The sequence below is a fragment of the Nocardioides imazamoxiresistens genome (genome assembly GCF_032378595.1).
Lineage (GTDB): Bacteria > Actinomycetota > Actinomycetes > Propionibacteriales > Nocardioidaceae > Nocardioides > Nocardioides imazamoxiresistens.
In genome coordinates this window covers 70,121-90,871 of sequence record NZ_JAVYII010000003.1, presented here as the reverse complement: position 1 = coordinate 90,871, position 20,751 = coordinate 70,121, and the positions used below count along the sequence as shown (strand labels likewise).

18 protein-coding genes are annotated in these 20,751 nt (G+C 75.4%); 12 read left to right on the top strand and 6 right to left on the bottom strand.

The window, feature by feature from the left end:
- Window positions 1-103 precede the first annotated feature (103 nt).
- Complete coding sequence (locus RDV89_RS07335) at window positions 104-2,005, bottom strand: penicillin-binding transpeptidase domain-containing protein (RefSeq protein WP_315732308.1); 1,902 nt, start codon at window positions 2,003-2,005, stop codon at window positions 104-106.
- Between the two features lie 143 nt (window positions 2,006-2,148).
- Between RDV89_RS07335 and RDV89_RS07330 the strand changes: the two genes are divergently transcribed.
- The gene (locus tag RDV89_RS07330) at window positions 2,149-2,823 is read left to right on the top strand and encodes a histidine phosphatase family protein (RefSeq protein WP_315732307.1); all 675 of its coding nucleotides are present in this window, start codon (window positions 2,149-2,151) and stop codon (window positions 2,821-2,823) included.
- Window positions 2,824-2,945: 122 nt separating this feature from the next.
- On the opposite strand, the gene RDV89_RS07325 is transcribed toward RDV89_RS07330, so the two are convergent.
- On the bottom strand, window positions 2,946-3,692 hold the full coding sequence (locus tag RDV89_RS07325; protein WP_315732306.1) for an SDR family oxidoreductase: 747 nt from the start codon (window positions 3,690-3,692) through the stop codon (window positions 2,946-2,948).
- 274 nt (window positions 3,693-3,966) lie between these two features.
- Between RDV89_RS07325 and RDV89_RS07320 the strand changes: the two genes are divergently transcribed.
- The 8 genes from RDV89_RS07320 to RDV89_RS07285 are packed head-to-tail and all read left to right on the top strand — an operon-like array spanning window position 3,967 to window position 13,666.
- Window positions 3,967-4,590 carry a TetR/AcrR family transcriptional regulator gene (locus tag RDV89_RS07320; RefSeq protein WP_315732305.1) on the top strand — a complete coding sequence of 208 codons (624 nt, stop codon included), beginning with the start codon at window positions 3,967-3,969 and terminating at the stop codon, window positions 4,588-4,590.
- Entirely contained in the window at window positions 4,587-5,438 is an 852-nt protein-coding gene (locus tag RDV89_RS07315) for a TIGR03084 family metal-binding protein (RefSeq protein WP_315732304.1), read from the top strand. The genes RDV89_RS07320 and RDV89_RS07315 overlap by 4 nt, the downstream gene beginning before the upstream one ends.
- A complete protein-coding gene (locus tag RDV89_RS07310; RefSeq protein WP_315732303.1) occupies window positions 5,435-7,252 on the top strand; it encodes an acyclic terpene utilization AtuA family protein in 1,818 nt (605 codons plus the stop codon). Before RDV89_RS07315 ends, RDV89_RS07310 begins: the two co-directional genes overlap by 4 nt.
- Window positions 7,249-8,427: an acyl-CoA dehydrogenase family protein gene (locus tag RDV89_RS07305; protein WP_315732302.1), complete on the top strand. Its 1,179-nt coding sequence runs from the start codon at window positions 7,249-7,251 to the stop codon at window positions 8,425-8,427. Before RDV89_RS07310 ends, RDV89_RS07305 begins: the two co-directional genes overlap by 4 nt.
- 13 nt (window positions 8,428-8,440) lie before the next feature.
- Complete coding sequence (locus RDV89_RS07300; protein WP_315732301.1) at window positions 8,441-8,917, top strand: SRPBCC family protein; 477 nt, start codon at window positions 8,441-8,443, stop codon at window positions 8,915-8,917.
- Entirely contained in the window at window positions 8,914-10,503 is a 1,590-nt protein-coding gene (locus RDV89_RS07295; protein WP_315732300.1) for an acyl-CoA carboxylase subunit beta, read from the top strand. Before RDV89_RS07300 ends, RDV89_RS07295 begins: the two co-directional genes overlap by 4 nt.
- Window positions 10,504-10,508: 5 nt before the next feature.
- Window positions 10,509-12,494 carry an ATP-binding protein gene (locus RDV89_RS07290; protein WP_315732299.1) on the top strand — a complete coding sequence of 662 codons (1,986 nt, stop codon included), beginning with the start codon at window positions 10,509-10,511 and terminating at the stop codon, window positions 12,492-12,494.
- The gene (locus tag RDV89_RS07285) at window positions 12,491-13,666 is read left to right on the top strand and encodes an acyl-CoA dehydrogenase family protein (RefSeq protein ID WP_315732298.1); all 1,176 of its coding nucleotides are present in this window, start codon (window positions 12,491-12,493) and stop codon (window positions 13,664-13,666) included. Before RDV89_RS07290 ends, RDV89_RS07285 begins: the two co-directional genes overlap by 4 nt.
- Here the strand turns inward: RDV89_RS07285 and RDV89_RS07280 are convergent.
- A complete protein-coding gene (locus RDV89_RS07280; RefSeq protein WP_315732297.1) occupies window positions 13,660-14,904 on the bottom strand; it encodes a hypothetical protein in 1,245 nt (414 codons plus the stop codon). The genes RDV89_RS07285 and RDV89_RS07280 overlap by 7 nt on opposite strands.
- Before the next feature lie 134 nt (window positions 14,905-15,038).
- Here RDV89_RS07280 and RDV89_RS07275 point away from each other — a divergent pair, with 134 nt between their 5' ends.
- Both RDV89_RS07275 and sigJ read left to right on the top strand, forming a co-directional pair.
- Window positions 15,039-15,791, top strand: a complete 753-nt coding sequence (locus RDV89_RS07275) for an SDR family oxidoreductase (protein WP_315732296.1) — start codon at window positions 15,039-15,041, stop codon at window positions 15,789-15,791.
- On the top strand, window positions 15,784-16,695 hold the full coding sequence (gene sigJ, locus RDV89_RS07270) for an RNA polymerase sigma factor SigJ (RefSeq protein WP_315732295.1): 912 nt from the start codon (window positions 15,784-15,786) through the stop codon (window positions 16,693-16,695). Before RDV89_RS07275 ends, sigJ begins: the two co-directional genes overlap by 8 nt.
- A gap of 72 nt (window positions 16,696-16,767) precedes the next feature.
- Here sigJ and RDV89_RS07265 read toward each other — a convergent pair whose 3' ends face one another.
- From RDV89_RS07265 to RDV89_RS07255, 3 genes are read right to left on the bottom strand one after another with little or no spacing between them, the layout of a single operon-like run.
- The gene (locus tag RDV89_RS07265; protein ID WP_315732294.1) at window positions 16,768-17,538 is read right to left on the bottom strand and encodes a GntR family transcriptional regulator; all 771 of its coding nucleotides are present in this window, start codon (window positions 17,536-17,538) and stop codon (window positions 16,768-16,770) included.
- Window positions 17,539-17,555: 17 nt separating this feature from the next.
- Window positions 17,556-18,335: a 3-oxoacyl-ACP reductase FabG gene (fabG, locus tag RDV89_RS07260; RefSeq protein WP_315732293.1), complete on the bottom strand. Its 780-nt coding sequence runs from the start codon at window positions 18,333-18,335 to the stop codon at window positions 17,556-17,558.
- Window positions 18,332-19,333: a phosphotransferase enzyme family protein gene (locus tag RDV89_RS07255; protein ID WP_315732292.1), complete on the bottom strand. Its 1,002-nt coding sequence runs from the start codon at window positions 19,331-19,333 to the stop codon at window positions 18,332-18,334. The genes fabG and RDV89_RS07255 overlap by 4 nt, the downstream gene beginning before the upstream one ends.
- A gap of 91 nt (window positions 19,334-19,424) precedes the next feature.
- Here RDV89_RS07255 and RDV89_RS07250 point away from each other — a divergent pair, with 91 nt between their 5' ends.
- Window positions 19,425-20,744, top strand: a complete 1,320-nt coding sequence (locus tag RDV89_RS07250) for an aspartate aminotransferase family protein (RefSeq protein ID WP_315732291.1) — start codon at window positions 19,425-19,427, stop codon at window positions 20,742-20,744.
- The last annotated feature ends 7 nt before the right edge of the window (window positions 20,745-20,751 follow it).

Genomic DNA, 20,751 nt, shown 5'->3' with positions numbered 1-20,751 from the left:
TGGTACGCGCAAGTTACCGCCGGGAGGCACCCGCGGGTAACCCCCTGGGCGTGACCGGTCGGTGACGTCCGGGTGTCGGGCCGCGTCGGGTCGCGGCCCGTGCTCAACCTCGAGCGCCCTCCAGGAACGCGGCCAGGACGGGGCCGGCGGTGCTGGACCCGGACTCGCCGGTCTCCACGAACACGGCGACGGCGAGGTCGCCCTGGAAGGCGATCATCCAGGCGTGGGTGGCCGGCGGGGTCTCGGTGCCGTACTCCGCGGTCCCCGTCTTGGCGCCCACGGGGTCGCCGGGCACGCCGGCGAGCACGCGCCCGCTGCCGTCGGTCACGACGCCGCGCATCATCTCCTGCAGGGCGGCGGTCTCCTCCGCGGTCAGGGGCGTCGCGGGCTCGGCCGGCGCCGTGTCCACCTCGGGGAGCAGCTGCGGCACCACGGTGCGGCCCGCGGCGACCGAGGCGGCGACCGTCGCCATCGTCAGGGGCGAGGCGAGCACGCGGCCCTGGCCGATCAGCGACGCGGCGTCCTCGGTCTGGCTCTCGGGCTCGGGCACCTGGCCGAAGTACGCCGGGAAGCCCAGGTCGTGGTCGACCCCCAGGCCGAGCGCCGCCGCGGCCCCGGCGAGGTCGCCCGGGGCGAGGAGGTCGCGGCTGGTGATGAAGGCGGTGTTGCAGGAGTTGGCGACCGCCGTGCGCAGCGGGATGTCGCCCGTGCCGCCGGCCGGGTAGTCGCTGTAGTTGCCGAACGTGCGGCCGTCGACGGTGGTGGTCGCGGGGCACGTGACGGTCGCGTCGGGGGTGAGGCCCGCGCGCAGCAGGGCCAGGGACGTGACGACCTTGAAGGTCGACCCCGGGGCGTACTGGCCGAAGGTCGCCGTGTTCTGCCCGCCCGAGCCGGGGCCGCTGGCCGCGGCCAGGACCGCGCCGTCCGAGGGGCGGATCGCGACGAGGGCGCTGGCCGGCCCGACGCCGGCGAGCTGCGTCTCCGCGAGCTGCTGCAGCCCGATGCTGAGGGTGGTCGGCAGCGGCGTGCCCGCGACGGCCTCGACGGTGTGCAGCTCGCGCCGCTCGCCGTCCTCGTCCTCCGCGACCACGCGCAGCCCGGCCTCGCCGCGCAGCTGGTCGTCGTAGCGGGCCTGCAACCCGCTCAGCCCCACGACGTCGCCGGCCGCGACCGCGCCGTCGGACTCCTCGACCACCTCGGCGGTCGCCTCCCCCACGGAGCCGAGGATCGGCGCCGCGAAGGTGCGCGTCGGCGCGAGCGAGCGCTGCTGGGGCAGGGCGGCGACCCCCGGCGTACCGGCCAGGAGCTCCAGGTCGGCGTCCTCCGCGCGCACCACCAGGGCTTCGACGAACGCGCGCTCGCCGGCGGCGGCGACGCGCTGGACGTAGGCGTCCGCGTCGATCTCGAGCGCCTCCGCGAGCGCCCGGGCGGAGGTCTGCGCCGTCTCGGGGTCGGTCAGCGAGCGGTCGATGCCGTAGCGGATCACGTCGCGCAGGGTCACGATCGGCTGGCCGTCGCCGGCGAGCACGTCGCCCCGCTGGGGCGCGACGACGGAGGCGCTCAGCCGCTCGCCCGGTGCGAGCGAGCCCTCCACGACCTCGGGGGTCCAGCCGACCTGCCAGGCGTCGTCGTCGGCGCGCCGCAGCGCGACCTCGGTGGTGTAGGTCCACGTCGTGGCCCGCACGTCCCACGACCACGACAGCCGGGCCGTGCCGGTGCCGTCCTCGACGTCCACCTCGTCCGCGGCCACGTCCGGCTCGGTGCCGCCCATGCCGGCGACGATGGTCGCGTACTGCTCCGCGACGTCCGCGGTGTCCGCGTCGGTGAACCCGACCTCGTCGAAGTCGCCCGAGACCAGCGCCTCGGCGAACCGGTCCGCCGCGTCCGCGGCCTCCTCGCGGCCGTCGTCGCTGCAGGCGCTCAGGGTGCCGGTCGCCGCGACGGCGAGCGCGAGCAGCGCCGTCCGCGTCCTCGCCCCGCCGGGGGACCTCGTCGTGGTGCGCATCGTCGTGAACTCCTCCATTCGGCCTCGCGGACCCATCCTCTCCGACACAATGGCGATCGGCCGCAGAGCGGGCGCGGACGCGCCGGAGGGAGCACGGACATCGACACCCAGCACGCTTCGTACGCACGGGAGCCGAGGTCCTGATGGGCACCCTGCTGCTGGTGCGCCACGGCCAGGCGACCTGGGAGTCCGGCGACGAGGACACGCTCTCGCCGCTCGGCTGGGAGCAGTCGCGGCTGCTCGGCGGCGCGCTCGCGTCGCGCGGCGTGACGCCCGACATCGTCGTGCGCGGCACGCTCGGGACGCAGCGCGAGACCACCGAGGGGCTCGTCGAGGCGGCCGGCTGGACGCCCCGGGTCGTGGTCGACGAGCGGTGGGACGAGTACGACCGCGACGGGGTCCTGCGCGACCGGATCCCGACCATGGTCGGCGGCGGTGCGCCCGAGCCGCAGCAGTTCCAGCAGTGGATGCAGGCCGCCATGCTGCGCTGGACCAGCGGCGAGCACCACGACTACGGCGAGAGCTTCGCCGACTTCGCCCTGCGCACGCACGGCGCGCTGCTCGACGCCGCCGACCGGGCGGGCAGCACCAGCACCGTCGTCGTGGTCACCTCCGGCGGCCCGATCGCCTGGCTCACCGCCGCGCTGATCGGCCTGTGGGCGCCCGAGCTGCCGCCCAGCGAGCTCGCCGGCGCGTGGAGCCGCCTGCACCCCGTGGTCGTCAACTCGTCCGTGACGAAGGTGACGGTGGGCCTGCGCGGCGTACGCCTCGTGTCGTTCAACGAGCACACGCACCTCGAGGCCGGGCCGTGTCCGTGACCCTCTGGACTACCCGGTTCACCGGGTAACGCTCGTCCTAGGCCCCGTCTGAACGGGGCCCAGGTCGAGCGAACCGGCACAGAGTCCGGTGCACGGTCCGGTGCGACGCCGGACCGACCGGCTCAGACCAGCTTGCGGTACAGCGGCAGCGGCGCGTGCCGCATCACGAGGCTCAGCGGCGCCCAGGGCAGCGGCGGGACGAACGCCGAGTCCTTCTCCTTCTCGATCGCCGCGACCATCGCCCGCACGCCCTTCTCGGTCGAGACGATCAGCGGCGGGTCGCCGTTCGTGCCGTCGTTCATCTCGGAGGTGATGAACCCCGGGTAGAGCACCGTCACCTTGATCGGCGTGCCGTAGACGTCGACCCGCACGCCCTCCGCGAGGTGGGCCACGGCGGCCTTGGTCGCGGCGTACGTCGTCGTCGTGCCCGGCATCCCCCGCACGGCGGCCATCGAGGAGACCATCACCAGGTGGCCCGCGTCCTGCGCCCGGAACACCTCGAGCGCCGCCTCGGTCTGGGCGAGCGCCCCGAGGAAGTTGGTCGTCGCGGTCTGCCGGTTGGCGTGCTGCTTGCCGGTGCCGAGCCGGGCGCCCTTGCCGAGCCCCGCGTTGACGACCACGCGGTCGAGGCGGCCCAGCGTGGAGGCGAGGTCGCGGAACACCTCGAAGACGGCGTCCTCGTCGGTGACGTCGAGCGTGCGTACCTCCACCCGCCGCTCCGGGTGCCGCAGCCGGATCTCCTCGCGCAGCTCCTCGAGCCGCTCGGTGCGCCGCGCGCACAGCGCCAGGTCGTAGCCCTTGTCCGCGAACTGCCGGGCCATCTCCGCGCCCAGGCCCGAGCTCGCCCCGGTGATGAGGATCGTCGCCATGGACGCAGTGTGGCGCAGGGGCGGTCGCGGGGCTACCGGCCGGTACGCCCGGGGTCGGCGTGAGCGACCGGGTCGAGCGACCGGGCTCGTCGACGAGAAAACGCGGACGGGCGGCGGGAGAACGCGGACGGAGACGCCCTTCCGGCGTGGCTGCGTCCGCGTTCCCTGGGAGCGGGTCCGCGTTTTCTTGGCCGCTGGCGGGGACGGCTCGCCGGGCCGACCCACTAAAAGTCAGTCTTGACTGTTTGTCTCTCCGTCCCCCAGGGTGGGCCGCGTGACCACGACCCGCGTGCCGCAGACGGAGCGCACCCGCGCGATGCGGGCCCGTCTGCTCGAGGCGTGCGTCGAGGTGCTGGCCGAGCGCGGCTGGTCGGGCACCTCCACGACGGTGGTCTCGCAGCGCGCCGGGGTGAGCCGCGGGGCGCAGCTGCACCACTTCCCGTCGAAGACCGACCTGGTGGTGGCGGCCGTGGAGCACCTGGCGGCGGTACGCCGTGACGAGCTCGCCGCAGCCGTCGCGCGGCTGCCGGAGGGCGAGGGCCGCACCCGGGCCGTGCTCGGCATGTTCGCCGACCACTTCGTCGGTCCGGTCTTCGCCTCGGCGCTCGAGCTGTGGGTCGCGGCGCGCACCGATCCCGCGCTGCTGGAGGCCGTCGCACCGTTCGAGCGCCACCTCGGCCGCGAGACCCACCGCCTCGCCGTCGAGCTGCTGGGCGCCGACGAGTCGCGCCCGGGCGTGCGCGAGCTCGTGCAGGCCACCCTCGACCTGGTCCGCGGCCTGGGCCTGGCCACGACGCTGGGCGACGACACCGCCCGCCGCGGCCGGATCCTCGACCAGTGGGCCGTGACCCTGGACCGTGAGCTCGCCCGTCCCGCCCCCACCGAGGAGCACGCGTGAACGATCCCCGACCCACCCCCGGCAGCGCGCTCGACGCGGTGCTGGCCGACCTCGTCGTGCTCACCGAGCGCCTCGACACCCTCGTCGCCGCGCGGCCCGAGGCCGACTGGCGTCGGGCCACCCCCGCCGAGGGCTGGGACGTCGCGACCCAGGTCGCCCACCTGTGGTGGACCGACGTGGCCGCCACCGCCGCGGCGAACGCCGCCACCGACAAGGCCGAGTGGGACGCGATCGTGCTGACCGTGCTCGAGGACCCCGACGGCGCGGTCGACACCTCGGCCCTGGCCGGCGGGGCGGTGCCGCCGACGGAGCTGCTGGCGACCTGGCGCGCGGGGCGTACGGCGCTCGTCGACGCCCTGCTCGCCCACGCGGCCGAGCACCCGGGCGAGAAGCTGCCGTGGTTCGGTCCGCCGATGAGCCCGACGTCGATGGCGAGCGCGCGCTACATGGAGACCTGGGCCCACGGGCTCGACGTGCACGACGCGCTGGACGTGGTCCCCGAGCACGACGACGGGGTGCGCCACGTGTGCCACATCGGGTTCCGCACCCGCGACTTCGCCCACCGCAACCGCGGTCTGGAGCCGCCGACAGCCCCGTTCCACGTGAAACTCACCGCCCCGTCGGGCGAGGTGTGGACCTACGGCCCCGACGACGCCGAGCAGCGCGTCGAGGGCCCCGCGGTCGACTTCGCCCAGCTCGTGACCCAGCGCCGGCACCGCGACGACCTGGCCCTCACCGCCCACGGCGCCGAGGTCGACCGTTGGCTCGACCTCGCCCAGGCCTTCGCCGGCCCGCCCGGCGGCGGCCGCGCCCCGGCTGCCCACCGACCCGAGGGAGGCGACGCATGAGCGAGGTCCTGCGCGTCGGCAACTGCTCCGGCTTCTACGGCGACCGGCTCTCCGCCATGCGCGAGATGCTCGAGGGCGTCTCGACCGGCCCCGACGGGCCGCACGGCGTCGACGTGCTGACCGGCGACTACCTCGCCGAGCTCACGATGCTGATCCTCGGCAAGGACCAGATGAAGGACGCCTCGGCGGGGTACGCCCGCACCTTCCTGCACCAGGCCGAGGACTGCCTGGGCCTCGCGCTGGAGAAGGGCGTGCGCATCGTCAGCAACGCCGGCGGCCTCAACCCCGCGGGCCTCGCGCGGAAGCTGGTCGAGGTCGCGCACGGCCTGGGGCTGGCGCCGCGGGTGGCGTACGTGTCCGGCGACGACCTGCGGCCCGGGCTGCAGGCGGGCACCGTGGCCCTCGAGCCCGACGGGGACTGGTCCGCGGCGCTGACGGCGAACGCGTACCTCGGCGCCTTCGGCATCGCCCGCGCCCTGGGCGAGGGCGCGGACGTCGTGGTCACCGGCCGCGTCACGGACGCCTCGGTCGTCGTGGGGCCCGCGATCGCCCGGTTCGGCTGGACCCCGGACGACCACGACCGGCTCGCCGGCGCCACCGTCGCCGGCCACGTCATCGAGTGCGGCGCCCAGGCCACGGGCGGCAACTTTTCCGGCTTCGGCGACCTCCCGCCGGAGGCCCTGAGCACCCCGCTCGGCTTCCCCGTCGCCGAGATCGAGGCCGACGGGTCGTTCACCGTCACCAAGCACGACGGCACCGGCGGGGCGGTCACCACCGACACGGTCACCGCGCAGCTGGTCTACGAGATCCAGACGCACCGCTACCTGGGTCCCGACGTCACCACCCACCTCGACAGCATCCGGCTCACGCCCGACGGGCCCGACCGGGTCCGCGTCGACGGTGTCGTCGGCAGCGCCCCGCCGCCGCGGCTGAAGGTCGCCGTCAACGTCCTCGGGGGCTGGCGCAACAGCGTCGAGATGGTGCTGACCGGCCTCGACATCGACGACAAGGCCGCCTGGGTGCGCGCCCAGGTCGAGGCGGCGCTGGACGCGTCGCCGACGGGCCGGCCGGCGACCCTCGACTGGTCGGACACCGGGCCCGCGACCGCGGACGCCCCGACCGAGGAGTCCGCCTCGGTGCTGCTGCGCGCGACCGCGCTGGACCCCGACGCCGAGAAGGTGGGCCGCGCCTTCACGGGGGCCGCCGTGGAGCTGGCGCTGGCGTCGTACCCCGGCTTCGCCCTCACCGCGCCGCCCGCGCGCCCGTCGCCCTACGGGGTCTACCGCCCGGCGTACGTCGACCGCGCGGCCGTCGAGCACGCGGTCGTCGTCCTCGGCGCCGACGGCGAGGAGACCGAGCGTGTGCTCGTGCCGCACCCGGAGGCGACGGCCGAGATCGGCGACCCGACGCAGGCGCAGCGTCCCTCGCCCTACCCGGCGCCCGTCGACACGCTCACCCGCCGGATGCCGCTGGGCACCTTCGTCCACGCCCGCTCGGGCGACAAGGGCGGCGACGCCAACATCGGGCTGTGGGTCGCGACCACCGGGCAGCGCCACGACCCCGAGCGTCACGACGCGCGGGTGGTGTGGCTGACCAAGCTGGTCGACCCCGGCCGCGTCCGCGAGCTCGTGCCCGAGGCCGCCGACCTCGAGGTCGAGGTCCACCCGCTGCCGAACCTCGGCGGCGTCAACGTGGTCGTCAAGGGCCTGCTCGGCGCCGGCGTCGCCGCCTCCACCCGCTTCGACCCGCAGGCCAAGGGCCTCGGGGAGTGGGTGCGCAGCCGGATGGTCAGCGTCGAGGACGGTCTGCTGTGAGCACGCTGGGCGCCGCGGTCGCCTTCACCGGTACGCCGGAGCGCACCGCCCTGCGCGAGGCCGCGACCGCCTTCACCCGCCGCTCGGTGGCCCCGCACCTGCAGGAGTGGGAGGACGCGGGCGCGCTGCCGCGCGAGCTGCACGCGACCACCGCGCAGGCCGGGCTGCTGGGCGTCGGCTTCGCCGAGGAGGTCGGCGGCGACGGCGGCGACCTGCTGGACTCGCTGACCGTCACCGAGGGGATCTTCGACGGCGGGGGCTCCGGGGGGCTGGTCGCGAGCCTGTTCACGCATGGCATCGCGCTGCCGCACATCGCCGCGGCGGGCGACGCCGACCAGGTCGACCGGTTCGTGCGGCCCACGCTGGCCGGGCGCACCATCGGCTCCCTGGCGATCACCGAGCCCGACGGCGGCTCCGACGTCGCCTCGATCCGCACCACCGCGCGCCGCGACGGCGACCACTACGTGGTCGACGGCGCCAAGACGTACATCACCTCCGGCACGCGCGCGGACTTCGTGACCACCGCGGTGCGCACGGGCGGGGCGTACGAGCCCGGGCGCGGGCACGGGGGCGTCTCGCTGCTGGTCGTCGAGGCCGGTACGCCCGGGTTCACCGTCGACCGGCGGCTCACGAAGATGGGCTGGCACTGCTCGGACACCGCGCAGCTCTCGTTCGACGGCTGCCGCGTGCCGGCCGCCAACCTGGTCGGCGAGGAGGGCAGCGGGTTCGTCCAGATCGCGCAGCAGTTCGTGGTCGAGCGGATCGGGCTGGCGGTGCAGGGCTACGCGGCCGCGGCCCGCGCGCTCGACCTCGCCGCCGCGTGGTGCCACGAGCGCGAGACGTTCGGCAAGCCGCTCGCCGCCCGCCAGGTCGTGCGCCACAAGCTGGTCGAGATGCGGCGCCAGGTCGAGGTGGCCCGCACCTACACGCACGCGGTCGCCGCCCGGCACGTCGCCGGCGAGCAGGTCGTCGCGGAGGCCTGCCTGGCCAAGGAGACGGCGGTGCGCACGGCGGAGTCGGTGTGCCACGAGGCGGTGCAGCTGTTCGGCGGGGCCGGCTACATGCACGGCTCCGAGGTGGAGCGCCACTACCGCGACGTGCGGCTGCTCGGCATCGGCGGCGGGGCGAACGAGGTGCTGGCCGACCTGTCGGCCCGGCTCCTGGGATATGCGTGAGGAGAGGACGAGGATGGGACTGCTGAAGCCGCTCGGCGACGAGGTGAGCGTCCACGTCGACGCGCCCGTGGACCGGGTGTGGGCGCTGGTGAGCGACGTGACCCGGATCGGGGAGTTCTCGCCCGAGACCTTCGAGGCGCGCTGGACCCGCGGGCACACCGGCCCGGAGGTCGGCGCCACCTTCAAGGGCCACGTGAAGCGCAACGGCGTCGGCCCGACCTACTGGTCCCCGTGCCGCGTCACGGTCTGCGAGCCGGAGCGGGTCTTCGAGTTCGCCGTCGGCACCGAGGCGGTGCCGGTCAACAACTGGGGCTACCGGCTCGAGCCGGAGGCGGGCGGCACGCGGGTGACCGAGTACTTCCGGCTGCACCCCTCCCTGCCGGTGCGCATCTACTGGTTCGTCCTCGGCCGCCTGCGCGGTCGCACCAACCGGGCCGGCATGCGCACCACCCTCGAGCGGATGAAGAAGGTCCTGGAGGAGGAGCGATGAGCGCGCACCGCGAGGCGATGCTGGAGAAGATCGCCGCCCTCGACGCCGAGAACGCCAAGGCCGTCGCCGGTGGCGGGGAGAAGTACGTCGGTCGCCACCACGCCCGCGGGAAGCTGCTGGCCCGCGAGCGGATCGAGCTGCTCGTCGACGAGGGCAGCGCGTTCCTCGAGCTCTCGCCGCTGGCCGGCTGGGGCTCCGACTTCACCGTCGGCGCCTCGCTGGTGACCGGCATCGGGGTGGTCGAGGGCGTCGAGTGCATGATCACCGCCAACGACCCCACCGTGAAGGGCGGGGCGTCGAACCCCTGGACCCTCAAGAAGGCCTTCCGGGCGGCCCAGATCGCGGCGGAGAACGGCCTGCCGACCATCGCGCTGGTGGAGTCCGGCGGGGCCGACCTGCCCACGCAGAAGGAGATCTTCATCCCCGGCGGGCGGATGTTCCGCGACATCACCCGCGCCTCCGCCGAGCGCCGACCCACGATCGCGCTGGTCTTCGGCAACTCGACCGCGGGCGGGGCGTACATCCCCGGCATGAGCGACTACACGGTGATGGTCAAGGAGGGCGCGAAGGTCTTCCTCGGCGGCCCCCCGCTGGTCAAGATGGCCACCGGCGAGGAGTCCGACGACGAGTCGCTCGGCGGCGCCGAGATGCACGCCCGGGTCTCCGGCCTGGCCGACCACCTGGCCGCCGACGAGCACGACGCGATCCGGATCGGACGCCGCATCGTGGCGCGGCTCGGCCACCGCAAGGCGCGCGCCGACGCCGAGCTGGGGGCGTACGCGGAGCCCGACCTCGACCCCGACGGCCTGCTCGACCTCGTGCCCAGCGACCTGAAGGAGCCCTTCGACCCCCGCGAGGCGATCCTGCGGATCGTCGACGGCACCCGACCCGGGGTGGGGCCGGGCGCCAACGCGGCGTTCGACGAGTTCAAGCCGCTCTACGGCCCCTCGCTGGTCACCGGCTGGGCGCGGCTGCACGGACGCCCGATCGGGATCCTCGCCAACGCCCAGGGCGTGCTGTTCAGCGAGGAGGCGCAGAAGGCGACCCAGTTCATCCAGCTCGCCAACCAGGTCGACACCCCGCTGCTGTTCCTGCACAACACGACCGGCTACATGGTCGGCGCGGAGTACGAGCAGGGCGGGATCATCAAGCACGGCGCCCAGATGATCAACGCCGTCTCCAACTCGACCGTCCCGCACCTGACCGTGATCATGGGCGCCTCCTACGGCGCCGGGAACTACGGCATGAACGGGCGGGCGTACGACCCGCGGTTCCTGTTCACGTGGCCCTCCGCGAAGTCCGCGGTGATGGGCCCGGCGCAGCTCGCCGGGGTGATGGACCTCGTGATGCGGGCGGCCGCGGAGGCCAAGGGGCAGGCGTACGACGAGGAGGGCGCGGCCGGGATCCGCGCCTACGTCGAGCAGCAGGTCGAGGAGCAGAGCCTGCCGTTCTTCCTCTCCGGGCTCGTCTACGACGACGGCGTGATCGACCCGCGCGACACGCGCACCGTCCTCGGCATCTGCCTGTCCGTCATCGACAACCAGCCGATCCGCGGGACCGACCGCTTCGGCGTCTTCAGGATGTGAGCGCGATGCCCACCATCACCCGGGTCCTGGTGGCCAACCGCGGCGAGATCGCCCGCCGCGTCATGGCCACCTGCCGACGCCTCGGCATCGACACCGTCGCCGTGCACTCCGACGCCGACGCCCACCTGCCGTTCGTCGCCGAGGCCGGCACCGCCGTGCGGCTACCGGGCGACGCGCCGGGCGAGACCTACCTGCGCGCCGACCTCGTCCTGGCCGCGGCCCGCGCCTCCGGCGCCGACGCGGTCCACCCCGGCTACGGCTTCCTGTCGGAGAACGCCGCCTTCGCCCGGGCCGTGCTCGATGCGGGGCTGACCTGGATCGGTCCGTCGCCGGAGTCGATCGAGGCGATGGGCGACAAGATCCGCGCCAAGGAGCTCATGCACGCCGCGGGCGTGCCGCAGCTCGGCCGGCTGGAGCCCGGCGCGGTCACCGAGGCCGAGCTGCCGGTGATCGTGAAGGCCTCGGCCGGCGGCGGCGGACGTGGCATGCGCGTCGTGCGCACGCTGGCCGAGCTGAACGAAGCGGTGCGGCTCGCCTCCGACGAGGCCGCCTCCGCCTTCGGCAACCCGACCGTCTTCGTGGAGCACTTCTTCGAGCGCGGGCGCCACGTCGAGGTGCAGGTCGTCGGCACCGACGACGGCGTGGTCGTGCTCGGCGAGCGCGACTGCTCCCTGCAGCGGCGCCACCAGAAGGTGGTGGAGGAGGCCCCGGCGCCCGGGCTGCGCGAGGAGACCTGGCGGGCCCTGCACGAGGCGGCCCGCAAGGCCGCCGAGGCGATCGACTACCGCGGCGCGGGCACCGTCGAGTTCCTCCTCGACGCCGCCACCCAGGACTTCTTCTTCCTCGAGATGAACACCCGGCTGCAGGTCGAGCACCCGGTGACCGAGCAGGTCTTCGGCGTCGACCTGGTCGCCGCGCAGATCGCGGTCGCCGAGGGCTCGCCGCTGCCGGCCGCCCGGCCCGAGCCGGTCGGCCACGCCATCGAGGTGCGGCTCTACGCCGAGGACCCGGGTGCCGACTACCAGCCCCAGTCGGGCCGGCTCGGCGCGTTCGAGGTGCCGGACGTCGACACCGAGCTCGCCGTCGGCACCGCCGCGGAGGGGCTGCGCCTCGACGCGGGGTTCGCCGCGGGCGACGAGGTCGGCACGCACTACGACGCGATGCTGGCCAAGGTCGTCGCGTGGGCGCCGACGCGGCGCCAGGCGGCCCGGCGGCTCGCCGGGGCGCTGCGGCGGGCGCGCCTGCACGGCGTACGCACCAACCGCGACCAGCTCGTCGCCCTGCTCACGGACGAGGCCTTCCTGGCCGGCGACGTGAGCACGGCGTTCCTCGGCGAGCGGTCGTGGGGCGGTGGGTCCGCGGGCGTACGCCCGGCAGCCGCGGCTGCCGCGCTCGCCCTCGCGGAGGCGGCCCGCGCGGCGCGCACCGTGCAGCGCGGCGTGCCCGTGGCCTGGCGCAACGTGGTCTCGCAGCCGCAGGTGACGGCGTTCGAGGTCGCGGGGTCCGGGTCCGGGGCCGAGGAGCGGGTCGAGGTCGCGTGGTGGGGCGGGCGCGACGGCTACGTCCTGGACGGGCACACCGTCGTCGCCGCCGCTCCGGACGCCGTGACGCTGGAGACCGACGGGGTGCGCTCGACCTACGCGGTCGTCGTGCCGCCCGGCGGCGTCGGTGCCGTCGACGTCGACGGGCCCCAGGGCCACGTCGAGCTGCGGGTCGTGCCGCGCTTCGTCGACCCGGCCGACGCGGTGGCCAGCGGGTCGCTGCTGGCGCCGATGCCCGGCACGGTCGTGCGGGTCGCGGTCGAGGCGGGCGCGCGGGTGGGCGCCGGCGACCCGGTCCTCGTGCTCGAGGCGATGAAGATGCAGCACACCGTGGCGGCGCCGCACGACGGCGTGGTCACCGAGATCGGCGTGGCAGCAGGGCAGCAGGTCGCGGCGGGCGACGTGCTGGCGGTCGTCGAGCCCGCCGAGGACCGGGAGGAGCAGGGATGAGCACGATGTTCGTCGAGCCCGAGGAGCGTGTGGCGCTGCGGGAGTCGGTCGCCAGGCTGGCCGGGAAGTACGGCCACGAGTACGTCGAGAAGCAGGCCCGCGAGGGCGGCAAGATGACCGAGATGTGGCTCGAGATGGGCCGCAGCGGCTTCCTCGGCGTCAACATCGCCGAGGAGCACGGCGGGGGCGGCGGCGGGATGGCCGACCTCGCGGCGGTGCTGGAGGAGTCGGCCGCGGCGGGCGCCCCGCTGCTGATGATGGTGGTCAGCCCCGCGATCTGCGGCTCGATCATCTCCCGCTGCGGCACCCCCGAGCAGAAGGAGCGCTGGCTGCCCGGCATCGCCGACGGCACCCACCTGATGGCGTTCGGGATCACCGAGGCCGACGCCGGCTCCAACTCCCACAACATCACCACCGCGGCCACGAGGGACGGCGACCACTACGTCCTCAGCGGCCAGAAGACGTACATCTCCGGCGTCGACGAGGCGCAGAGCGTCCTGGTCGTGGCCCGGATGAAGGACGCGGCCAGCGGCAAGCTGCGCCCCGCCCTGTTCGTCGTGCCGACCGACGCGCCGGGGTTCACCAAGCAGGTCATCCCGATGGCGTGGCAGGCCCCCGAGAAGCAGTTCACGCTGTTCCTCGACGAGGTGCGCGTGCCCGCGACGTCGCTGGTCGGCGACCCGCACTCCGAGGACGGCGGCATGTGGCAGCTGTTCGCGGGGCTGAACCCGGAGCGGATCATGGGCGCCGCGTTCTCCTGCGGCATGGCGCGCTTCGCGCTGGGCAAGGCGGTCGCGTACGCGAAGGAGCGCTCGGTGTGGCGCGACGCCCCGATCGGCGCCCACCAGGGCATCGCGCACCCGCTGGCCAAGGTGAAGATCGAGCTCGAGCAGGCGCGACTGCTCTGGCAGAAGGCCGCCGCCCTCTACGACGCGGGCGACGACTTCGGGGCGGGCGAGTACGCCAACATGGCCAAGTACGCCGGTGGCGAGATCGCCTGCAACGCCACCGACGTCGCGGTCCACACGCACGGCGGCAACGGGCTGACGCAGGAGTACGGCCTCGCGAACATGCTGATCGCCGCCCGGCTGGGCCGGATCGCGCCGGTGAGCCGGGAGATGATCCTCAACTTCGTCGCGATGCACACGCTGGGGCTGCCGAAGTCCTACTGAGCCGCCGACCGGGACAGCCGCCGGCGCACCGCCACGAGCGTGACGGTGCTGCCGGCCGCCTCGACCGCGAGCAGCGCGGCGACGACGCCGAGGCCGATCCGCCACGGCGTCGCGTCCAGCGCGTGCCCGCTCGTCGCGGCGAACCAGCCCGCCACGCCCGCCAGCGCCAGCTCGCCCAGGATCCACAGCACCGACAGCAGCGGACGGTCCCAGTCCCAGCGCCGCACCCGCGCGGTCAGCGAGTCGCCCTCGGGTCGCGCCAGCACGGTCGCCGCCATGCCGCGCACCGCCCCGGCGTACGCGGCCGACCGGGCGCCGGGGGCCTCCTCGGCCTCCTCCGCGGGGGCGGTGCCCGCCAGCAGGCCGGGCACGGCGGCGGGCAGACCGAGGGCGGCGACGACCTCGGCCGCCGAGGCCGCGGAGGTCCGGTCCAGCAGCGCGGCCCAGGCTCGGGCGCCGGTGGCGTCGAGCGCGAGCGCGTCGGCCAGGACCTGCGGGTCGGCCTGGCCCTGCAGCTCGCGCACCTCGGTGCGTACGCCCGCCGCCAGCGCCGCGAGCCGCTCGCCGTCGACGAACAGCGTCGCCTCGTGCGCCGACCACGTCCACGACCACGACGGCAGGGCGTGCGCCGCGAGGCGGTCGCGGACGCCGCGCTGCCCGGCTCCCGCGTCGGGCAGGTACGCCTCCAGCGTGAGGTCCGCGCCGACCTCCTCCAGCACCAGCACCGGCCGGAGCCGGCGCGGCCACACCGGCATCGCCTCCCCGTCGGTCGCCACGGCGAGCAGCCGCGCGTCGGCGGGCACGAGCAGCACGTCCGTGCCGAGGATCCCGGCGACCTCGATCGCCAGCGCGTCGTCGACGACGGCCGGACGCTCGAGGACGGCGACACGACGCACGGGCGCGTCGGCGGACGGGACCGGCTCGTGGGCGGGCGTCGGGGCGGCACCGGCCCGCTCCGCGCGCAGCGCGGCCAGCCGCGCAGTCAGGTCCGCCTCGATCTCGGCGAGGGCCCGACCGGGGCCGAGCGTGCCGTCGCGCAGGCGCACGGCGCGCCCGTCGGCGTCGACCGCGAGCAGCACCGACAGCAGGCCACTGCCGTCCGGGTCCTCGAACGCCGAGCCGACGAGGCCCTCGGCGCGGGCGAGCTCGACGACGGCGTGGTGCCGGGCGGCGCGCCCGTCGGCGCCGGCCACGGGATCCAGGAACAGCTGCACGAGGTCGGGGCGCAGGTCGATCACCGGGCGACCGTAGGACACCCCTCGCCCGCCCGCAGCCGGTTCGCCGGGAGGTGGAGGAGTGTCACACTGCGCGCGGCCGTCTCGTCCTGGGTGCGAGCGGCCCCGACGGGGCCTCGGACGAGAGGACGGACGCGATGCGGATCGCGGTGGCGGGCGGCACGGGACTGACGGGTGCGCTGACGGTGCAGGCGCTGGAGCGGGCGGGGCACGAGGCCGTCGTGCTGGCTCGCTCGACGGGGATCGACCTCGCGCGCCCGCACGACGAGCTGACGGCCGCGCTGGCCGATCGGCTCACCGGCGTCGACGCGGTGGTCGACACCCTCAACGTGGTGACGATGAAGGCCGACGAGTCCCGCGACTTCTTCGAGCGCACCACCGCCGCGCTGCTCGCGGCGGGCGAGCGGGCGGGCGTACGCCACCACCTCGTGCTCTCGATCGTCGGGATCGACCGCGCGCCCTACGACTACTACGTCGGCAAGCTGCGCCAGGAGGAGCTGGTGCAGGCCGGGTCGCTGCCCTGGACGATCCTGCGCGCCACGCAGTTCCACGAGTTCGCGGGCCAGATGCTGGAGCGGCTCTCGTTCGGGCCGGTCGGGCTGGCGCCGCGGATGCCGGTGCAGCCGGTCGCCGTGGCCGAGGTGGGCGAGCACCTCGCGCGGCTCGCTGCGCAGCCGGCTCGCGGGGCCGTGCTCGAGCTCGCCGGGCCGGCGCGGGAGGACCTCGCCGACATGGCGCGGCGCACGGCCCGTCGCGGCGGCGGTCCGCGGTTCGTGCTCGGCGTCCCGGTGCCCGGCGCCTTCGGCCGGGCCGTGCGGGCCGGGGCGCTGACCACCGACGCGCCCGACCTGGTCGGCCGCCAGGCGTTCGCGGAGTGGCTGCGTGGCTGAGCACGCCGGGTCCGGAGATCTCGGGGAGCTCGCGGAGCGGTACGCCGCCCTCCGTCCGCGCCTCGTGGGCGTCGCGTACGCCCTGCTCGGCAGCACCGCCGACGCCGAGGACGTCGTCGCCGACACGTGGCTGCGCCTCGCCGCCGCCGACGCGCCGGCGGCCGGCGGCCCGGTGCGCGACGTCGAGGCCTGGTCGGTGGTGGCGGTCTCGCGCCGGGCGCTCGACGTGCTGCGCTCGGCGCGGGTGCGGCGCGAGGCGTACGTCGGCCCCTGGTTGCCGGAGCCCGTCGTCGTGGGGCTGGGCGCCGATCCCGCGGAGACCGTGACCCTGGCCGACGAGGTGCACTACGCCCTGCTCGCCCTGCTGGAGCGCCTCTCGCCGGCCGAGCGCACGGCGTGGGTGCTGCACGACGTGTTCGGGATGGGGTTCGACGAGGTCGCGGGCGTCGTGGGACGTACGCCCGCCGCGGTGCGGCAGCTGGCCAGCCGGGCGCGGCGCCACCTGGCGGCCGAGCGCGTACGCCGTCCCGTCGCCCGCAGCGAGCACGACGCGGTCGTCGGCGCCTTCGCGCTCGCGGCGACCGCCGGCGACCTCGACGCGCTCGTGCGGGTGCTCGACCCCGACGTCGTGCTCACCGGCGACGGCGGCGGCGTGGTCTCGTCGGCGCGCCGGCCCGTGCACGGCGCGGACCGGGTCGGCCGGTTCCTCGTCGGCACGCTGGGACGCCAGGCCTCGGGCGCCACGGTGCTGCCCGTGGAGGTCAACGGCCGGCTCGGGTTCGCGCTGGTCGAGGGCGGCGCGGTGACCACGGTGGCGTCGCTGACCGTGGCCGACGGCCGGATCCTGCGCGTGGACCTCGTGCGCAACCCGGCGAAGCTGCCGACCCTGCCCGACATCCCCTGAGTCGCCCGGGTCGCGGTACCTCCGGTAGTCGACGACTATCGGAGGAACCGCAACCCCAGGCACCAGGGCGCCTCAGCGCAGGGTGACCTCGTGCCGGTCGGCGGCGTCGCGCCGCGCGACGAGGCGGACGCGGTCGGCGCGGAACAGGTCGTCGGAGAGCTCGAAGGGCGTGCCGACTGCGGTGCGCGCCACCCGCAGCAGGTGCAGCAGCGGCGCACCGACCGGGACCTCCAGGTTCTCGGCCTCGGCGGGGGTCGCGTGCACCACCGTGATCTGCTCCTCGGCCACGTCGGGCCGCAGGCCGTGGTGGTCGGCGAGCAGGTCGTAGAGGGAGCCGTCGAGCCTCCCGTCGACGAGGCCGGGCACCAGCGCCGCGGGGAAGCGGGCGGTCTCCACGGAGAGCGGCAGGGCGTCGGCGAAGCGGAGGCGCTCGACCTCGGCGACCTGCGGGTCCCCCGTGCCCGCCGTGCCGGCCTCCAGCTCCAGCAGCGCCCGCTCCGTGGGCGTCGCCGGCCGCACGCGCGCGCCCAGCACGACGGTGGCGGACGGGTGCCCACCGGACTCGAGCCGCTCCGGCAGGCCCAGGCGCTCGGCGGCCTCCCGCTCGATCACCCCGCCGCGCACGAAGGTGCCACCGCCCCGGCCGGTGCGTCGCTCGAGGACGCCGGCGCGGTGCAGCGGGACGAGCGCGCTGCGCAGCGTCGCGCGGGCGACGCCGAAGCGCTCGGCCAGCTCGCGCTCCGTGCCGAGCCGGTCGCCGGGCCCCAGCGCGCCGGACGCGATCGTGCGCAGCAGGCGGCGGCGTACCTCCTCGGCGACCGCGCCGCCCTCCGTCTCGTCCACGGGAGGATCATGCCCGCTCAGGGTCCGGCCAGGGCCTCCGGCGACTCGGGCAGCACCTGCCCGCCGTCGACGACGAGGGCGTGGCCCGTGACGTAGCCGGCCTCGCGGCTGGCCAGGTACGCCACCGCGTGGCCGATGTCGTCGGTCGTCCCGAGCGCCCCCAGCGGCACCGAGCGCGCCATCGACGCGAGGTAGTCCTCGCCGAGCTCGGCCAGACCCTCCGTGAGCACGTTGCCGGGCAGCACCGCGTTGACCGTGATCCGGGCCGGCGCGAGCTCGATGGCCGCGCTGCGCATGAAGCCGAGCTGGGCGGCCTTCGTCGCCCCGTAGTGCGACCACCCGGGGTAGCCGGTGAGCGGACCGGTGATGGACGAGGTGAGCACCACCCGGCCGCGGCCCGACGCGGTCAGGGCGGGCACCGCCGCCTGGACCGCGAAGATCGTGCCCTTCACGTTGACGGCCAGGATCTCGTCGAGGTCGGCCTCGGTGAGATCGCCGATCCGGGTCTCGGGGAAGATCCCGGCGTTCGCGCACAGCACGTCGAGACCGCCCAGGGCCTCGGTGGCCGCCTCGACGACCGCGTGCGCGCCCGCCCGCGAGCCGATCTCGCCCGGGACGGCCACGACCTGCGGGGCCCCGAGCGCCTCCAGCTCGGCCGCCGCGGCGGCCAGGGCGTCGCCGGAGCGGGCGGTGACGGCGACGGACGCGCCGGCGCGGGCGAGCACGCGGGCGATGCCGAGGCCGATGCCGCGGGAACCGCCGGTGACGAGCACGCGGGTGTGGGACAGGTCGGTCACGGTCGCTCCTCGGGGTCGGCACGGAGCCAGGTGGGGTCGGACAGGAAGCGGTCGGCCAGGTCGGCCGTGCCGGCGGCGTACGCCCGCCCCCACCCGAGCGCGGGCGGGGAGTCGGGATGGGTGCCCAGCCAGGCGGTCAGCATCAGGCGCCGCAGCATCACGAAGACGGGCACCATCGCCAGGTCGTCGGCGCCCAGGCTCCGCTGGGTGGCGTAGCCCGCGAGCCAGTCGGCGACGGCGGCCGGCACGTGCGCCTCGTGCTCCTGCCAGGACAGGGCGGCGGCGAGGTCGTAGAGGAACCAGCCGTGGCCGCAGTCGTCGAAGTCGATCACCGTCAGCCGGCGCTCGTCGTCGACCATCAGGTTCGCCAGGCGGAGGTCGGCGTGGACGAGGCCGTAGCGGCCGGGCCCGGTCCCGTACTCCTCGAGGCGCGCGAGCACCACCTCCTCGGCCTCCGCGAGGACGGCCGAGCCGGCGTCCACGCCGGGCGCGTCGCGCCATGAACCCCAACGGGCGTCCGGGCCGAGGCAGGCGGCCGCGTCCCAGTGGAAGCGGGTGAACCCGTCGGGCCGGGGCCAGTCCTCGACCTGCCGGTGCATCCGAGCGGTGAGCGCACCGAGGGCGTCGTACGCGACGGGCAGCGGGGACTCCTCCGCGGTGGTGCCGGGCACGTAGGTGAAGAGCACGACGTGCCGCTCGCCCTCGGGGCGGTCGAGGCGGACCACCTGCTCGCCGTCCAGGGTGGGCACGACCGCGGGCGTACGCACGTCGGCGTCGACCCGCAGGGCGTCGGTCCAGGCCAGCTCGGAGCGGATCGACGCGGCGTCCTGGTAGCCGTGCCGGTGCACCCGGGCGACCACCACCCGGTCGTCGTCGCGCACGAGGTAGGTCCCGTTCTCGGACAGGCTGAGCAGGCGCACGTCCACCGCCGGGCCCATCCCGTAGGCGGGCAGGGCCAGCGCCAGCAGCTCGTCGCAGTCGTCGGTCGTCAGCAGCACGGGGACGAGTCAACCCGCCGGAACCGGGGGGCAGACCAAATGCGACACAGTCTTCACGCACTCGTAACAAGCAACCGGGCATGCTTGGCCCGTGCAGCAGACCAAAAACTCGGGCTCCGCTCCGACCACGTCCAGCATCCTCGACGCTAACGCGTACCAGGGCCGGGGCGCCGACGGGACCCTCGTGCGCCGCCGCGCGGACGTGCTCGCGTCGGCGTACCGGCTCTTCTACCGCGAGCCCGTCCAGCTCGTGCGCGGCAGCGGCGTGCACCTCTACGACGCGGACGGGGCGGAGTACCTCGACGCGTACAACAACGTCGCCGCGGTCGGCCACGCCCACCCCCGGGTCGCCGCTGCGGTCGCGCGACAGGTGGCGACGCTCACGACCCACACCCGCTACCTCGACGCGGGCCTGGTCGGGTACGCCGAGCGGCTGCTGGCCACCATGCCCGCGGCCCTGGACCGGCTGGTCCTGACCTGCACGGGCTCGGAGGCGAACGACCTGGCGCTGCGCGCGGCCTGCGCCGTCACCGGGGGCACCGGCGTGATCGTGAGCGAGGAGGCGTACCACGGCAACACCGCGCTGGTCACCGGCGTGTCCCCCTCGCTGGGCCCCGGCGCACCCCGCGGCGAGCACGTCTGGCGGGTGCCCGTGCGGGAGATGGCCGCCGCGGTCGCCGAGGCGCTCGCGGAGATGTCGGCCGCGGGCGTGCGCCCGGCCGCGCTGCTCGTCGACACCGTCCTGTCCTCCGACGGGGTCCACCCCGACGTCGACGGGCTGGCCGCCGCGACCACCGCGGTGCGGGCGGCGGGCGGCGTGCTGATCGCCGACGAGGTCCAGCCCGGGTTCGCCCGTACGGGCGCGACGTTCTGGGGGTTCGAGCGTCACGGTCTCGACCCCGAGCTGGTCACCATGGGCAAGCCGATGGGCAACGGGCTGCCCGTCGCGGGTCTCGCCGGGCGACGCTCGGTGCTGGACGCGCTGGCGGCGTCGACGCCGTACTTCAACACCTTCGGCGGGACCCACGTCAGCATCGCCGCGGCGAGCGCCGTGCTGGACGTCATCGAGGACGAGCAGCTGCAGGCCAACGCCGCGCGGGTGGGCCACGAGTTCCTCACCGCGCTGCGCGAGGTCGCCGCCCGGCGCGCGCTGGTCGGCGAGGTGCGCGGCGCCGGGCTCTACCTGGGCGTCGACCTGCGGGCCGCGCCGGGCGTCGACGAACCGGGCACGACCACGGCGGCCGACGTCATCAACCTGATGCGCCGGCGCCGGGTGCTCACGTCGGTGTGCGGCCCGCACGGGTCGACGTTGAAGGTGCGTCCGCCGCTGCCGTTCTCCTCCGGCGACGTCGACCGCTTCTGCACCGAGCTCGACGCCGTGCTCGGCGAGCTCGAGGCGGCGGCCGGCTGAGCCCGGG

Bases quoted from the DNA above. Each gene is read 5' to 3' on its own strand.
- RDV89_RS07325 (WP_315732306.1), bottom strand. From the start codon at position 3,692: ATGGCGACGATCCTCATCACCGGGGCGAGCTCGGGCCTGGGCGCGGAG.
- RDV89_RS07330 (WP_315732307.1), top strand. From the start codon at position 2,149: ATGGGCACCCTGCTGCTGGTGCGCCACGGCCAGGCGACCTGGGAGTCC.
- RDV89_RS07300 (WP_315732301.1), top strand. From the start codon at position 8,441: ATGGGACTGCTGAAGCCGCTCGGCGACGAGGTGAGCGTCCACGTCGAC.
- RDV89_RS07335 (WP_315732308.1), bottom strand. From the start codon at position 2,005: ATGCGCACCACGACGAGGTCCCCCGGCGGGGCGAGGACGCGGACGGCG.
- RDV89_RS07310 (WP_315732303.1), top strand. From the start codon at position 5,435: ATGAGCGAGGTCCTGCGCGTCGGCAACTGCTCCGGCTTCTACGGCGAC.
- RDV89_RS07285 (WP_315732298.1), top strand. From the start codon at position 12,491: ATGAGCACGATGTTCGTCGAGCCCGAGGAGCGTGTGGCGCTGCGGGAG.
- RDV89_RS07290 (WP_315732299.1), top strand. From the start codon at position 10,509: ATGCCCACCATCACCCGGGTCCTGGTGGCCAACCGCGGCGAGATCGCC.
- RDV89_RS07295 (WP_315732300.1), top strand. From the start codon at position 8,914: ATGAGCGCGCACCGCGAGGCGATGCTGGAGAAGATCGCCGCCCTCGAC.
- RDV89_RS07275 (WP_315732296.1), top strand. From the start codon at position 15,039: ATGCGGATCGCGGTGGCGGGCGGCACGGGACTGACGGGTGCGCTGACG.